This is a genomic window from Desulfurobacterium thermolithotrophum DSM 11699, assembly GCF_000191045.1.
Classification (GTDB): Bacteria; Aquificota; Aquificia; order Desulfurobacteriales; family Desulfurobacteriaceae; genus Desulfurobacterium; species Desulfurobacterium thermolithotrophum.
The window spans coordinates 920,143-934,695 of record NC_015185.1; the positions used below are offsets into that span (position 1 = coordinate 920,143).

15 protein-coding genes and 1 tRNA gene are annotated in these 14,553 nt (G+C 34.8%); 9 read left to right on the forward strand and 7 right to left on the reverse strand.

What is annotated here, in order from left to right:
- Positions 1–3 precede the first annotated feature (3 nt).
- The 4 genes from acpS to DESTER_RS04710 all read left to right on the forward strand — a co-directional run bounded on the left by acpS (position 4) and on the right by DESTER_RS04710 (position 3,038).
- The gene (gene acpS, locus DESTER_RS04695; protein ID WP_013638508.1) at positions 4–360 is read left to right on the forward strand and encodes a holo-ACP synthase; all 357 of its coding nucleotides are present in this window, start codon (positions 4–6) and stop codon (positions 358–360) included.
- A 67-nt stretch (positions 361–427) separates the two neighbouring features.
- On the forward strand, positions 428–1,750 hold the full coding sequence (gene purB, locus DESTER_RS04700; protein WP_013638509.1) for an adenylosuccinate lyase: 1,323 nt from the start codon (positions 428–430) through the stop codon (positions 1,748–1,750).
- A gap of 108 nt (positions 1,751–1,858) precedes the next feature.
- Complete coding sequence (gene amrS, locus DESTER_RS04705; RefSeq protein WP_013638510.1) at positions 1,859–2,860, forward strand: AmmeMemoRadiSam system radical SAM enzyme; 1,002 nt, start codon at positions 1,859–1,861, stop codon at positions 2,858–2,860.
- Between the two features lie 91 nt (positions 2,861–2,951).
- Positions 2,952–3,038: transfer RNA gene (locus DESTER_RS04710), tRNA-Leu, on the forward strand.
- Between the two features lie 50 nt (positions 3,039–3,088).
- Here the strand turns inward: DESTER_RS04710 and DESTER_RS04715 are convergent.
- Complete coding sequence (locus DESTER_RS04715) at positions 3,089–4,099, reverse strand: potassium channel family protein (RefSeq protein ID WP_013638511.1); 1,011 nt, start codon at positions 4,097–4,099, stop codon at positions 3,089–3,091.
- 71 nt (positions 4,100–4,170) lie between these two features.
- Here DESTER_RS04715 and DESTER_RS04720 point away from each other — a divergent pair, with 71 nt between their 5' ends.
- On the forward strand, positions 4,171–4,701 hold the full coding sequence (locus tag DESTER_RS04720; RefSeq protein ID WP_013638512.1) for a RusA family crossover junction endodeoxyribonuclease: 531 nt from the start codon (positions 4,171–4,173) through the stop codon (positions 4,699–4,701).
- Entirely contained in the window at positions 4,667–6,247 is a 1,581-nt protein-coding gene (locus DESTER_RS04725) for an NAD(P)/FAD-dependent oxidoreductase (protein ID WP_013638513.1), read from the forward strand. Before DESTER_RS04720 ends, DESTER_RS04725 begins: the two co-directional genes overlap by 35 nt.
- Here DESTER_RS04725 and DESTER_RS04730 read toward each other — a convergent pair.
- The 3 genes from DESTER_RS04730 to DESTER_RS04740 are packed head-to-tail and all read right to left on the reverse strand — an operon-like array spanning position 6,204 to position 8,939.
- Positions 6,204–7,376: a DUF445 family protein gene (locus tag DESTER_RS04730; RefSeq protein ID WP_013638514.1), complete on the reverse strand. Its 1,173-nt coding sequence runs from the start codon at positions 7,374–7,376 to the stop codon at positions 6,204–6,206. The two genes, DESTER_RS04725 and DESTER_RS04730, sit on opposite strands and share 44 nt — an antisense overlap.
- Positions 7,369–7,917: an RNA 2',3'-cyclic phosphodiesterase gene (gene thpR, locus DESTER_RS04735; RefSeq protein ID WP_013638515.1), complete on the reverse strand. Its 549-nt coding sequence runs from the start codon at positions 7,915–7,917 to the stop codon at positions 7,369–7,371. Before thpR ends, DESTER_RS04730 begins: the two co-directional genes overlap by 8 nt.
- Before the next feature lie 32 nt (positions 7,918–7,949).
- Positions 7,950–8,939, reverse strand: a complete 990-nt coding sequence (locus tag DESTER_RS04740; protein WP_013638516.1) for an IS5-like element ISDeth1 family transposase — start codon at positions 8,937–8,939, stop codon at positions 7,950–7,952.
- Between the two features lie 162 nt (positions 8,940–9,101).
- On the opposite strand from DESTER_RS04740, the gene DESTER_RS04745 reads away from it, so the two are divergent.
- The 3 genes from DESTER_RS04745 (at position 9,102) to DESTER_RS04755 (ending at position 12,063) form a co-directional block, all read left to right on the forward strand.
- Complete coding sequence (locus DESTER_RS04745; RefSeq protein ID WP_041737430.1) at positions 9,102–10,352, forward strand: diguanylate cyclase domain-containing protein; 1,251 nt, start codon at positions 9,102–9,104, stop codon at positions 10,350–10,352.
- 62 nt (positions 10,353–10,414) lie between these two features.
- Positions 10,415–11,479 (forward strand): IS481 family transposase, encoded by a 1,065-nt coding sequence (locus DESTER_RS04750; protein ID WP_013638517.1) that lies wholly within the window; start codon positions 10,415–10,417, stop codon positions 11,477–11,479.
- Between the two features lie 23 nt (positions 11,480–11,502).
- Positions 11,503–12,063 carry an EAL domain-containing protein gene (locus DESTER_RS04755; RefSeq protein ID WP_169308665.1) on the forward strand — a complete coding sequence of 187 codons (561 nt, stop codon included), beginning with the start codon at positions 11,503–11,505 and terminating at the stop codon, positions 12,061–12,063.
- Positions 12,064–12,089: 26 nt separating this feature from the next.
- Here the strand turns inward: DESTER_RS04755 and glnA are convergent, their stop codons facing one another.
- The 3 genes from glnA to DESTER_RS04770 all read right to left on the reverse strand — a co-directional run bounded on the left by glnA (position 12,090) and on the right by DESTER_RS04770 (position 14,449).
- Entirely contained in the window at positions 12,090–13,508 is a 1,419-nt protein-coding gene (glnA, locus tag DESTER_RS04760; protein ID WP_041737828.1) for a type I glutamate--ammonia ligase, read from the reverse strand.
- A gap of 25 nt (positions 13,509–13,533) precedes the next feature.
- Positions 13,534–13,872, reverse strand: a complete 339-nt coding sequence (locus DESTER_RS04765) for a P-II family nitrogen regulator (RefSeq protein ID WP_013638519.1) — start codon at positions 13,870–13,872, stop codon at positions 13,534–13,536.
- 166 nt (positions 13,873–14,038) lie between these two features.
- Positions 14,039–14,449 carry a Fur family transcriptional regulator gene (locus tag DESTER_RS04770; RefSeq protein WP_013638520.1) on the reverse strand — a complete coding sequence of 137 codons (411 nt, stop codon included), beginning with the start codon at positions 14,447–14,449 and terminating at the stop codon, positions 14,039–14,041.
- Between the last annotated feature and the right edge of the window lie 104 nt (positions 14,450–14,553).

The following is a 14,553-nucleotide window of genomic DNA, read 5'->3' on the forward strand; positions in this document are numbered from 1 at the left end:
GCCATGCTTTTATCGTGTGGAGTGGATATTGTATCTATAAAAAGAGTGGAAAAACTTCTTGAAAGGTATGGAGACCGATTTATCAAAAAAGTCTTTCCGGAAGGAATAGAGTATTGCTATCAAAAAAGAAAAGGAGAATTAGCAGGTTGTATTGCTGCCCGCTTTGCTCTTAAGGAAGCTATTATTAAAGCACTGTCAGGAATTGAGAAAAAAGTAACTTTAAGTGAAATAGTCATTATTGGAGGGGGAAAGAATTTAGAAGTAAAGCTGAAAAATCACAAAGAAATTCAGCTAATCTATAGCATATCCCACGAAAAAGATTATGCCGTTGCAATGGTTAACGTTATCAAACTTAAATAAGTTTGAAAGTACAGAATAAGAAAGAGTAGTGTAGAATTCCCTCAACAGATTTTATAAGGAGGTCTCGATGATACCAAGATATACTCTTCCAGAAATGGGAGCTATTTGGGATGAACAAAATAAGCTAAGAAATTGGCTGAAGGTAGAAGTTGCAGCAGCTGAAAGCTGGGCTGAACTTGGGAAACTGCCTAAAGATGCTATTGAGAAAATAAAAGAAAAAGTAAAACCTTTTCTTGAAGGTGAAAAAGATTTTGACATCAAGAGAATAAACGAAATAGAAGAGGTTACAAATCACGATGTTATTGCTTTTCTTACCTACATAAAAGAAGTTGTAGGAGACGAAGCAAAGTACCTTCATTTTGGTATGACTTCTTCTGATATGCTTGATACAGCTTTTGCTCTCCAAATAAAACAGGCAGGAGAGCTCCTTCTAAAAGATATAGAAAAGGTAATGGAAGCTATAAAGAAACGTGCTTTTGAACATAAAATGACAGTCATGATAGGTAGAACCCACGGAATTCACGCTGAACCAATTACTTTTGGTTTAAAACTTGCTATCTGGTACGATGAAATGAAGAGAAACTACGAAAGGCTCCAAGCTGCTGTTAAAAGAGCGGCAGTTGGAAAGATATCAGGAGCTGTTGGAACATTTGCAAACATTGACCCAAGAGTTGAAGAGATGACCTGTGAAAGGCTTGGAATTGGATACGCAAAGGCTTCAAACCAGGTAGTTCAAAGAGATAGACACGCTGAATTCTTAGCCGCAATGGCCTTAACAGCATCTTCCATTGAAAAGTTTGCAACAGAAATTAGACACCTTCAAAGAACAGAAGTCAGGGAAGTTGAAGAACCATTTAGGAAAGGACAAAAAGGTTCGTCTGCTATGCCTCACAAAAGAAATCCAATTCTATCTGAAAGACTCTGCGGACTTGCAAGAGTTGTAAGAAGTGCTTCAATCGTTGGAATGGAAAACATTCCACTCTGGCATGAAAGAGACATTTCTCACTCTTCAACAGAAAGAACGATCTTTCCAGATGCGTGTATAGCTCTTGACTACATGCTTCAAAAGTTTGCAAATCTAATGGAAAATCTTGTAGTTTACCCCGAAAACATGATGAAGAACTTAAATCTTTTAAGAGGACTTGTTTTCTCACAAAGAGTTCTTCTTACCCTTATTGAAAAAGGCGGACTTTCAAGAGAAGACTCTTATGCAATTGTTCAGGAAAACGCGATGAAGGTCTGGAATGAGGGAGCAGATTTTAAAGAACTTCTTAAAGCTGATGAAAGAGTTAGAAAGGTTTTAACTGAAGAAGAAATCGACGAGATATTTGATCTTTCCTACCATACAAAAAATGTTGATTACATTTTCAAAAGAGTTTTTGGAGAGTAATACAAATTGGTTACTCCTCCCTCCTCTTGAGGAGGGAGGAATTTTTTTCTGTTCTTTCCCTTCAGAAGCACTTAAATTAAGAAACAGAATGTAAATCTGGAGGGAGAGATGCCAACTGTTGAAGCCAAATACTGGGAGCCACTTAAATCCAACAAAGTAAGATGTATTCTATGTCCTCGGAGTTGCATTATTCCTGATGGAGGACAGGGATTTTGTCTTGTCAGAAAAAATAAAGGAGGAAAGCTCTACACGAGTATTTATGGAGAAATAACATCGGCAAACTATGATCCAATTGAAAAAAAGCCTCTTTATCACTTTTATCCAGGTTCTGTAATCTTCTCTATTGGAACAAACGGTTGCAACCTTGACTGCAAGTCCTGTCAAAACTGGGAAATATCAAGACAAGAAACTTCAAGACAATTATTTACTTCTGAAATGGCTGTTGAATATGCAAGACGTTATGGTTCCATAGGTATTGCTTATACCTATAACGACCCGATAATTTGGTTTGAATATGTAAAAGACACTGCTAAAAAAATAAAAGAGGCTGGACTTGTGAACGTAATGGTAACCAATGGAAACATAAGCATAGAGGCTCTCTTAGAGCTCTTACCTTTAATAGATGCTTTTAACGTTGACCTAAAGGGTATGGACGAAGAATACTATCTAAAGTTTTCTTCGTTTCCTAATCCAAATGTCTGGAAAGTTTGTGAAGAAATAAAGAAAGCAGGAAAGCATTTAGAATTAACAAAGTTAGTAGTTCCTGGTTTTGACAAGTTTACTCCTGAGTACTTTGAGAGATTTGGAAAGTGGATTGCTGAAAACCTTGGTAAAGAAACCCCAATTCACTATTCAAGATTCTTTCCTGCCTATAAACTGATGAATACTCCACCAACTCCCGTTAATGTCTTAGATATGGCATACGACGTTACAAAAGAATATCTCTACTATGTTTATGTTGGAAATGTTATTGAACCAGAAAGGGAATCTACCTACTGTCCACAGTGCGGAGCTCTTCTTGTTAGAAGAGTTAGTTACAATGTTGATGTTCTTTTTGATTCAAACGGTATATGTCCTAACTGTAGTAGACCAGTAGATTTTGTTTTCTAGATATAAGCTAAGGTGTCCACCATGTATTGAACTCGAACAAAAAGTTGACAACAAAGAATAAGAGTCTTATATTATGGGACGTCAAGGTAGCGCGGGAGTGGCGGAATCGGCAGACGCGCTGTCTTGAGGGGGCAGTGCCCTTACGGGCGTGCGGGTTCAAATCCCGCCTCCCGCACCATATTTAAAGTTCGTGCTTCCATTTAATCTTTCCTAAACCTTAAATCTTTTTCAGTTCCCCACCTTTACAAGTTTTTTCAAATTTTCAGCCTGTTCTCTTGTACCAATTATAATTAGGGAATCTCCTTCTAAAATCATCGTAGTGGAGGTAGGATTCAAAATAAATGAACCATCTCCTCTTTTTATGCTAATAACAATAACACCTGTCTTTTTAGGTATTTCGAGATCCTTTAAGAGCTTTCCATGAAAAGGAGAACCTTTTGGAATTTTTACTTCTTCTAATCTTAGATCTATTTCTCCGTGATGGGTAACAATATCAAGAAAAGTAACAACACTTGGCCTTATCGCAAGGGAAGCCATTCTTAAACCACCTATTACATTTGGAAGAATGACTTCAGTAGCTCCAGCTCTTTTTAGTTTTAAAACGTTTTCCTCTCTGTTTGCTCTTGCAACGATTCTTAGTTTGGGATTCAGGTTCTTTGCAGAAAGAGTTATGAAAAGATTGTCTGCATCATCTGCCGTTGCAACAATTAAGTTTGCCGCAGATTTTACACCTGCTTTAATAAGAACTTCATCTTGCGTTGCATCTCCAATGATGTAAATAAGGTTAGGATATTTTGTTTTAGCTTCTTCTATTCTTGCCTTATCTTTTTCAACAACAACAAAGGGAATTCCCTCTTTCCATAATTCTTTAATAGCTGCCTGTCCTGTTCTTCCAAGACCGCAAACTATCGTATGCTCTTTAAGCTTAGAAATCATCTTTTCTATCCTCTTTATTATAAAGATTTCCTGAAGTTCTCCTTCAAAAATCATAGATGCAACTGTAGAAGCACCATAGGCAAAAACAATAAAAGCAATAATGATTACAAACATTGTAAATATTTTTCCAGCAGTAGAAAGAGGATGTACTTCTCCATATCCTACGGTTGAGATAGTTATTATTGTATGCCATAGAGCATCAAGGAAAGACCATTGTTCTATGAGCATTATTCCAATAGTTGAGAAAATAATAAGAATGAGCAAAAATGAAAGTATGGTTATAAATTTTCTAATAGTTTCCATTTCTGCTGTACTTCCCTTTTAGTTTGAAAGTAGCATATTTTGACTTCCAAAGTATATTATAGGAGCCAGTAGTGAAGTTCAAGTTTTTCTTTGTTGGAAAAATTCCAAGCAAAGCAAACTATAAAAAGATATCTCATAGACGGATAAACGGAGAAATGAAACCTTTTATCATTAATAATCCACAGGTTATTTCATCTCAAAAGGAAGCTATCTACCAGTTTCATCTTCAAAAACTATCTTATGGGATAGATAAATTTCCTATAGAAAAGCCTGTTAAAGTTTCTGTTTCATTTCTTTTTTCAAAAAGGGTAAAACAAAGAGATATAGATAATGCTGAAAAGTTTGTTGGAGATGTGTTAGAAAAAGCAGGTGTTTTAAAGAGAGATTCTTTGATATATGTTAAAGAGAAGGTTGAAAAGCGTTTGGGAGTAAAAGGATTTGACGAAATAGTTATTATTGAGATTGAAGAGCTTGATGAAAAAAAGAGAAAGGAACACGAAAAGGAAGTCGAAAAACTTCCAGAAGAACTTCTTGAATTCTTAAAGAAACTAAAACTGGAGTTACCGGATGAGAGTAGAGTTAGATGTAAAAGTTCCGATTGACAGTACTTTTAGTGAGGAACTAAGGAAGTTAGGAATAGAAACAACGTTTGAGATAGTTAGAAAGTCTTTAGACGCAAGAAAAAAGCCTTACTATCTTTACAGAATTGTTATTGACCTTCCAGAGGATACAGCAAAAAAACTAATAGAAGAAGGAAAAGTAAGGAAGCATAAGGAAATTGAAGAACTTTTGGTTCCTGCTGTTTTAACCAAAAAAAGCGTTTTAATTGTTGGAACAGGACCAGCAGGACTTTTTTCTGCTTTAATTCTTGCCGAGGCTGGTTTTGATGTCACAGTTATTGATAGAGGTAAACCCATACAAGAGCGGGTTAAAGATGTTAAACTTTTTTGGGAAAAGAGAAAGTTAGATAAAAACTCTAACGTTCAGTTTGGAGAAGGAGGGGCAGGGACTTTTTCAGACGGGAAGCTTACAACAAGAGTTAAGGACAAGAAAAAACATTTTGTTTATAAGATTTTTGTCGAGTGTGGAGCTCCATCTGAAATTCTTTATGAGAATAAACCTCATGTAGGGACAGATAAGCTCCAAGAGGTTATTCCGAATTTAAGGAGAAAACTAGAGGAATTAGGAGTAGTATTTAGATTTTCTACAAAGCTTGAAAAATTGAAAGTAAGAAATAGAAAGGTTGAAGAAGTTTATCTAAGGGACTTAAGAACAGGAATAGAATCTATTGAAAAGTTTGATTATATCTTCCTTGCCATAGGAAATAGTGCAAGGGACACTTTTGAGATGCTAAAAAAGGAAGACATTGTTTTAAAAGCAAAACCCTTCGCGGTTGGTCTTCGAGTCATCCACAGACAAAGAACTATAGATAGAATGCAGTATGGAAGATTTTTTAAACATCCTAATCTTCCACCCGCTGATTATTCTTTAACTTACAAAGGTAGGGAAAGAAACGTTTTTTCTTTTTGTATGTGCCCTGGAGGTTATGTTATCTGTGCATCATCTGAAGAAAATAGCGTTGTTTGTAACGGAATGAGTAACTATAAAAGAGATAGTGGATATGCAAATAGTGCAATTGTTGTTCAAGTTTTTCCTAAAGATTTTGAAAATGATCCATTTAGAGCAATGGAATTTCAAAGAGCTTTAGAAAGAGCAGCTTTTGTAATGGGAGGTAGCAACTATGCCATGCCAGCTCAAAAGGTGTGGGACTTCATAGAAGGTCAGAGTTCAAATAAGCTTATTGAAGGGGGATACATTCCTGAGATAAAAAGCGCAAGGCTTGATAAATTGCTTCCTAAACCTATAGTAGATCACATTAGAGAAGCTTTCATCTACTGGAGTAAGAGAATTCCGTTTTTTGTTCCAGGAAATGCAACTTTTGTTGGAGTTGAGACAAGAACCTCTTCTCCACTAAGAATTGTAAGAAGAGAAGACTATTCTTCTATTTCTGCCGATAATCTCTTTCCAATTGGAGAAGGTGCAGGATATGCAGGTGGTATAACGAGTTCTGCAATTGATGGAATAAATGGTGCTCTTTCGTTGATTAGGAGGTTAAATGAAGGAAGAGAACCTGTAAGCTACCTATAATGAATCCTAAAACTCCACCTAAAAGGGTAATATAGCGGAGCTCTTCGTTTATTAGTTTTAAAACTATTAGCTCTACCTCTTCAATAGGAAGTGAGTTAACTCTATTTTTAACAAGAGTTTCAACGTCAACAGACTCCATTATGACAGGGAGCTCTATTTCAATTATTTGAAGAAGCCTTTCAGTAACAATTTCTGATATGAGATTTTTCTTTCTTTGTACGACTTCCTTTAGTAGAGCAACAATTTGAGGAATGATTTCTTCTTTTAATTGAGAGACCTCTGAAATCTTTTTTTCCCGAAAGGAATTTATAATTTCTAAAACAGTTTCATTAGCGATCTCTTTAAGCTTTTTACCTCTTTCTCCTGAAAGATTAATTTTCTTATTAAGTAATTCCCTTGTTTTTTCCCAGACAATCTTTGAAACTTTCACTTTGAGTTGAGGATCAGAAGTAGAATTTTCAATGAATTTTATAATCATATCTGAAATTTTTTCTGAAAAACTGTCAACACTCTTTTCTGTTAAGAGAGGAAAGTATAACTTAAACTTTAAAAGATTATTTCTTACTCCATAGTAAATTATGTCTTTGAATTCTGCTTTTTTTGTTAGCTTTAGAATCTCTTCTGTTATTTCGTCTATCTTTTCATCAATAAACTTTTCTAACTCTTTTTTCAAATCGGGAGTTAAAAGTTCTTCAAATTTTTTTCCATTTAAGAACTCAAAGAGTCTATTAATTAAATCTGATATCCTTTCTTCAAGAAAGGTAAAATCAATAAATTTTTCGAGCTTTTCGTTTTCAATATTCTCCAAAATTTCTTTGATATATGTATCTCCATTTTCCACAAACTCATCAAGCAATTTTTCAACAAACTGCTTTAGATGTTCTTTTATTTTTTCTTCGTTTAGTCTTTTTCTTAAAACTTCCTCTGTCAGAAGATTTTCCTTAACAATCTTTGCAATAGCTTCTGCAAGCTTTTCTCTCTTGGAAGGAATGAGTCCAGGAGTAAAAGGAACTTTCCAACCAAAGAAATAGTAAGTCTTTATTGGCCGAAAGAGCATTTTAATTGCAAGATAATTTGTAAAATATCCAATGGCTGCACCAACAACAGGAGGAATAAAAAGCTCAATCAAGGATTATCTCCTCTAAAACTTTGTAAATAGGGCCTTTTGAAGTTAGTTTACTTTCAATTAGACACACTTTTTGTTCAACTTTTTTATCAAAAAAGTGTTCTTTCATTTGAAAAAGATAGCTTTTAAACTTTGTTGCATGCCTTAATTTCTTTATTCTTAAAAGTGTTAGATGTGGTTTAAAAATTTTCTCAGGTGAAAAACCAAAAGGCATTAAAGCCTGATCTATTTTTCTTTTTACTTCTTCAATTTCCTCTGATTTCATTCCAATCCAAAGAACTCTTGGAGATTTCAAATTTGGGAAAACGTCAAGTCCTTTATAAGTGACCATAGGAGCAGTTATTCCTTTTAGTTTGTTTTTTAACATTTGTTTAATTTGAGGAATCCTTTCTTCTTCAATATCTCCCAAAAATCTATAAGTAAAATGTATATTTTCCTTTTCTACCCATTTTCCTAAAATTCCTAAGAGCTCTATTCTTTCTTTAACAGCTTCTATACCTGAAACAGTAGTAAGAGTTCCAATGAAAAGCCGTTTTTTTGCCATCTAACCTCCTAGAATTTTAATTATAATCAAAGTTAACATTTAAGGAGACAAAGCAAGGAGAGTGTTTGAAAAATCATCCAGACAAAGAACAAAACTCCCATGTTAAAGAGGATAAACTTAGCTAAAACAAACAGTTGAGCTATATGAAAGCTCTTTGTTTTCTCGTAACTTCCAACATCCTGCTTAACTTCTCCAAAAATACTCTCTATCAGTCCTCTAAACCTGTAAATTTCATCAGATTCTAAAAGCTCTTTGCATTTAAGCCTAATCTCAGATTTAATTCCCTTCCTTAATGTTTCTCTCACCTTTATGTAAGGCTTTAAGCCTGCTAACAGAACAAGCTCAATAAACTTAATGCTGTCATAAGCTTTGTCTCCTAAAAATGGCTTTCCTTTCAAAGCTCTCCATATAAATCCCCTTTCGTTTAACCACCTAACTATTTTCTCTCCAAGTTTCACTTCCGAAGCGTAACTCTCTCCAGGTAATGCAGTAAGAATGAACCTTTTTCCATCTTTTAGATGAACGCTTAATACAACAACTTTAACGTGGCTTTTTACCTCCTTTATCTCTTTGCCTCTTAGAATTTTCAATGGATAAATCTCATTGTATTTGAAGCCAGTTCCATCTATTATCAGAAATCTTAGTTCTTTATGATACTTCCCTAAGAGTCTTCGAGAGACAAAGTTCAGAAAATCTACAAGGAGAATGGAAGGTAGTTGCTTGAGTCGGTAATAATAGGTTGAAAAATCAGGAATATTCTCTCTTCCAAATATCTGAACTGCCAAATATTCAAGGTCTCTGAATGATAGGTTCCAGGCTACTTGGAGGAAAAGAAGGGTAAGAATTATCTCGTCAGGGTATTTCTTGGGTCTTCCTCTTTTGGTTTTAAAAGGATATAAATATACCAGTACAGCCTGTCCTCTCCGGTTCATGTATGTTTTTGATAGGTTGAGTACTTTGTGGAAATTTAGTCTTTTCGCTTTCATACCGGAGAGGATAGGCTTTTTTCTTAATTTTGGCAATTTTCAAACACCCTCATACAAGCTTGACATACGAAAATTTCTCCTCTATTATTCAGTAATAGTATTGTATATTTGTATCGTAGAAATACTATTTTATGAAAAAAGCTATTTATTGAAAAAAATTATCAAAAGAATCCTTTTTAATTTTTGGGGAATTTCAAGATGGAGTTGGAGAGGGATATTGCTAAATTAGAGGTTTTCTGGGAAGATTCAGCGCAAACTCCTCCAGAATGGATAAAGAAAATAGAAGATAAAGTTTCCTTTATAGAGTTAGTTGATAGTACAGCTATTCTTTATATAAGGATAGCTGATTTAAAAATTTTTTTAAAGATAAAAATACCTATAAAAGAAATCCCCGATGTTAATATTAAAAACCTATTCTTACTAAGTCAGATTTTTCAGAAAATTCCTATAGGAGTCCTTATTTTTAAACAGCAAGTTGTGTATGCTAATACTTTTATAGAAAAAATTTTTGAAAAGCCTTGTGTTGAAATAATTAATTCACCAGCAAAAGATTTTCTTCCGGAAGAAATAATAAGAAATATTCACAAATTATTTTCTAAAGAATCAATTGAAAGAGAGTTTGTTCTAAAGTGGATTGGAAGTTTTGATCTTTTATCTGGTAATAAAAGACATCTTTTAATAATTGCAACTTCAACCTTTATTGACGAAATTCCTTTTGGAATAGCTCTTTTCTTTGATATTTCTAGAGAGAAAAATTTCTTGACGGAAATGGTAGATCTTCATAGTTATGACTCAGTTATAGGTCTTTCAAATCTTAAAAGTGCTTTAGAATTTATAGAGAATTTAAGGAAAAATGGAAAACGTTTTCTAGTGGGACTTGTTGATATCGACAATTTTTCTTTGATTAATGACTCATTTGGAATAGAAACAGGAGATAAAGTTTTAAGAGAATTTGTAGAAAGGCTAAGGAAATCTTTTAATCCAAATTACTATCAACTATTTAGGACTGTTTCTGATCAGTTTTTAATTATTAGCCTACGGGAAACGGATAGAACGAAAGAGATAAAATACATAGTTAATAAAATAAAAAAACTTTTGGAAATACCATTTAAGGTTAATGGTAGTGAAATTTTTTTATCTGTAAATTTTGGTTTTTCTTTTTATCCTGAGCATGGCGATTCTGTTTTAACCAAAGCAGAAATAGCTTTAAAGCATGCTCGTGAAGAAAAATTAAGTTATGCAGTCTACTCTCTTGATCTTGAATTTTCAAGAGAAACTATAGAGATACTTTCTAATATAAAAGAAGATATTAAAAACGATAGAATAGAAGTATTCTTCCAGCCTAAGGTGGATTTAAATTCTGGGAAAATTTTAGGTGCTGAAGCATTAATGAGAAGTTCCGTACCTCCTAATAAAGCAATTCCTGTAATTATTAGGTACGGATGTTGAAGTTCAGATAGAAGGTGGACACCCTACAATAACCTTTGAATACCACAAGGAGGTGTCCACCGATGAAACAATTGAAAAGATTCAAAGGAACATCCCTCCATATATCAAGCACAAATACAGCATTCAAAGAAACCCTGAAAGAAGGAAGAAGAGTAAAAAAGAAACTTGACCTAACAAAAGACAGAAACGTTAAAAGGAGACTCAAATGGATAGAGTACTACCACAAAACAGGCAACGCCAGAAAAACATGCAGATACTTTGGCATCAGTCCAACAACCTTCTACAAGTGGAAAAAAAGATACGACAAGTACGGGATAGAAGGACTCCAAGACAGAAGCAAAAGACCTCATAAAGTAAGACAACCACAAATAGAACCTGAAATAGAACACATCATCGTCACAATAAGGGAAAAATTCCTAACCTGGAGCAAAGAAAAGATAGCAGCCTTCATGGAAAGATACCTAAATGTAAAAATATCATCCTCTACAGTTTACAGAACTCTCAAAAGACACGGACTAATAGAAAGAACCTGGAAACTAAAAAGTACCTACAAGAGGAAGAAACAGAAAGGGAAAAAGAACCGCACCAGAAAAGGACTAAGAGCAGACAAACCAGGAACAATCCTCATGGACGTTAAATACCTCTACTGGTGCGGTAAAACCTTTTACCAGTTCACGGCAATAGACAAGTTCACCCGAATAGCATTTGCCAAGGTTTATTCTACAAAAAGCAGCAGGAGCGGAAGAAGGTTTTTTGAAGAACTTGAAAAATTTCTTCCCTTCAAGATAGAGAAAGTTCAAACGGATAACGGGAGCGAATTTTTAGGGGAGTTAGACGAATATCTTAAAAGAAAAGGAATAGAACACTACTTTAGTTATCCGAAATCTCCCAAGACTAATGCGCATGTAGAAAGGTTTATTCAAACGACAGAAAGTGAACTATGGATGATAGAAGGAACAGAACCGACTGTTGATGAGATGAATAAAAAACTTTTTGAGTATTTAAAGATTTACAACTTTCTTAGACCCCATCACTCTTTAAATTACAAGACTCCCGCTGAGAAGTTTGAGGACTATATTAGAAGTCATCAAGGTGTCCACCATGTATTGAACTCGAACACGGATTGATGTTTGATGTTGGAAGAATTATTTTGAGAAAAAGTCTTGAAAATTTAAAGCAATGGTTAGAAAATGGACACAATATATCGGTGGCCGTTAACGTTTCGATATCCCAACTTTTAGATAGCAGGTTTTTTCCTTTAGTTCGTAGGACAATTGAAAAACTAAAAATTCCTCCAGAGAAGTTAATACTGGAGGTTACAGAAAGTGAAGCAACTGTAAATTCTAATAACCTGTTTTCTACTATTAAAGCATTAGTTGAATATGGAGTGAGGATTTCAATTGATGATTTTGGTACAGGTTACTCGTCACTCTCAAGACTAAGAATGATAAAAGCTCATGAGCTTAAGATTGATCTATCTTTTATTAAGAACGTTCCAGAAAGTGAGGAAGATAAGAGTATTGTTAAGTTTATCGTTGATATTTCAAAGCTTCTTAAGATGACTTCTGTTGCAGAGGGAATAGAAAGAAAAGAACAAATAGAGTTTTTAAGAAAAATAGGTTGTAATGAAGGGCAAGGATATTACTTTTCTCCTCCTATTCCCGCTGAAGAATTTAAGAAGCTGCTAAAAAAAGAAGTTTTTGCAATTTAAAAGGCTCCCCGAAGGGAGCCCTTAAATTAAACATCAAAGTAAAGGAAGAATTCCATTGGAGTAGGTCTAAGTCTTATTGGATCAATTTCCTCATTTCTCTTGTACTCAATGTAATCTTCAAGGAACTGTTCTGTCATTACGCCGCCTTTTGTAAGGAACTCATAGTCCTTTTCAAGAGCGTCAATAGCTTCAGCAAGAGAACCTGGAACTGTTGGAATGTCTTTGAGTTCTTCTGGTGGAAGATCGTAGAGGTTCTTATCAACTGGTTCACCTGGATGGATCTTGTTCTCGATTCCATCAAGTCCAGCCATTAAAAGTGCAGTGAATGCAAGGTATGGAGCTCCAGAAGAATCTGGGAATCTAACCTCTATTCTCTTAGCTTTTGGACTTGTTACAACTGGGACTCTAATTGAAGCAGATCTGTTTCTTGCAGAGTAACATAGGTTAACTGGCGCTTCGTATCCTGGAACAAGTCTCTTGTAAGAGTTAACAGTTGGATTTGTAAATGCACAAACTGCTTTTGCGTGTTTAATGATTCCACCTATAAAGTAAAGAGCTGTTTCGGAAAGTCCTGCGTAGCTGTCGCCGTGGAAGAGGTTTTCACCATTTTTCCAGATTGACATGTGAGTATGCATACCTGTTCCGTTATCTCCAAAAAGTGGCTTTGGCATAAATGTAGCAGTCTTACCAAACATCTTTGCAACGTTTTTAACGATGTATTTGACCCACATGAGGTTGTCAGCTGCTGTTACAAGCTCTCCGAACCTAATGTCAATTTCACCCTGTCCACCTGTAGCAACTTCGTGATGGAGCGCCTCAACAACAAGTCCTGCTTCTTCCATCTTCATTGCCATTACTTTTCTAATGTGGTCAAGTTGATCTGCTGGTGGAACTGGGAAGTAACCACCTTTTACTTTTATTTTGTGTCCAAGGTTTGGATTTTCGTCTGCTCCTGTTCTCCAGATACCTTCAACGCTGTCAACCTCATAGAAAGAGAAGTTCATTCCAACATCGTACTTAACATCATCAAAAATAAAGAACTCAGGTTCTGGTCCGCAGTAAACTGTATCTCCGATTCCTGTTGACTTGAGATATTCTATTGCTTTTTTAGCAATATTTCTTGGGTCTTTATGGTAAGGTTCTTTTGTAACAGGATCAACAATGTCAGCAATTACAACAAGAGTTGGAATTTCAGAAAGTGGATCAACAGTTGCAGTTGTCGGATCAAGCTTAAACATCATATCACTTGCGTTAATTGGCTGCCACTGTCTAATTGATGAACCGTCAAAGAAAAGTCCTTGCTCAAAGCTTTCTTCAGAGATTTCATGTGCAGGAAACGTAACGTGATGCCATGTTCCAAACATGTCAGTAAATCTTAGGTCAACAAACTTTATCCCTTCTCTTTGAATGAGTTCTACTACTTCTTTAGCGTTTTTTGGTTTCATCGGTTCCTCCTTTTTTTTTGTATTTTTAAAGTGCATCTTTGCCTCTTTCCCCAGTTCTTATTCTTACGGCATCCTCAAGAGGAATAACAAATACTTTTCCATCTCCGATTCTACCTGTTCTTGCTGCGTTTACTATTGTTTCGACTACCTTTTCCGCTATATCGTCAGGAACTACAACTTCTATCTTGATCTTTGGAATAAAGTCTACCACGTACTCTGCACCCCTGTAAAGTTCTGTGTGTCCTTTCTGTCTTCCAAAACCTTTGACTTCTGAAACGGTAAGTCCTTGAATACCTATTTCAGTAAGAGCATCTTTTACTTCTTCTAACTTGAAAGGCTTTATAATTGCCTCTATTTTCTTCATTCTATTCACCCCCGACCTAGTTTAGGTGTAATTTTAACAAAACAATATTCGTGCCAAATTTTTTTCTCAAGAAAGAAACTTTTGATAAAAAGAGATTAATTGATACGAAAAAGGGAACTTTTTAAAAGCTTTTGTTAAAATTGTGCATAAAATTTGTGCTAATTGATTAATCTTTGCCTAAATTTTGTGCACAACATTTGTCACAAAGACCATAGAATTTGTATTCAATTTCTTCTATAACATAGTTTTTTTCTTCTAATTTTTTACAGGTGTACCTACATAGAGGAGCTTTAACATCTTCGATCTTTCCACACTTTTTGCAGATAAAGTGGTGATGAAAATCAGTGTTAGGGTCAAATCTGGATTGCTTGTTTACTATTATCTCTTTGATTTTTCCTTCAGCAACAAGTTCCTTTAAAATGCGGTAAACTGTACCAAGACTTATTGTTTGTATTTCTTTTTTTGCTCTCTCATAAATGGTTTCAGCAGTCGGATGGTCGTAAGAACTTTGAACAACTTGAAAAACAACTGCTTTTTGCTTCGTATTTCTCTTTTTCTTTTTTTCTATTAAGTTCAAATTCTTACCTCCTTTTGAGAATTTCTACTTTAATAATAATCATTATTAGATAGTTTTAGCAAGGAAAAGTAAAGAAAGCTCCCCCTTAAGAAGGAGGAGCTTTG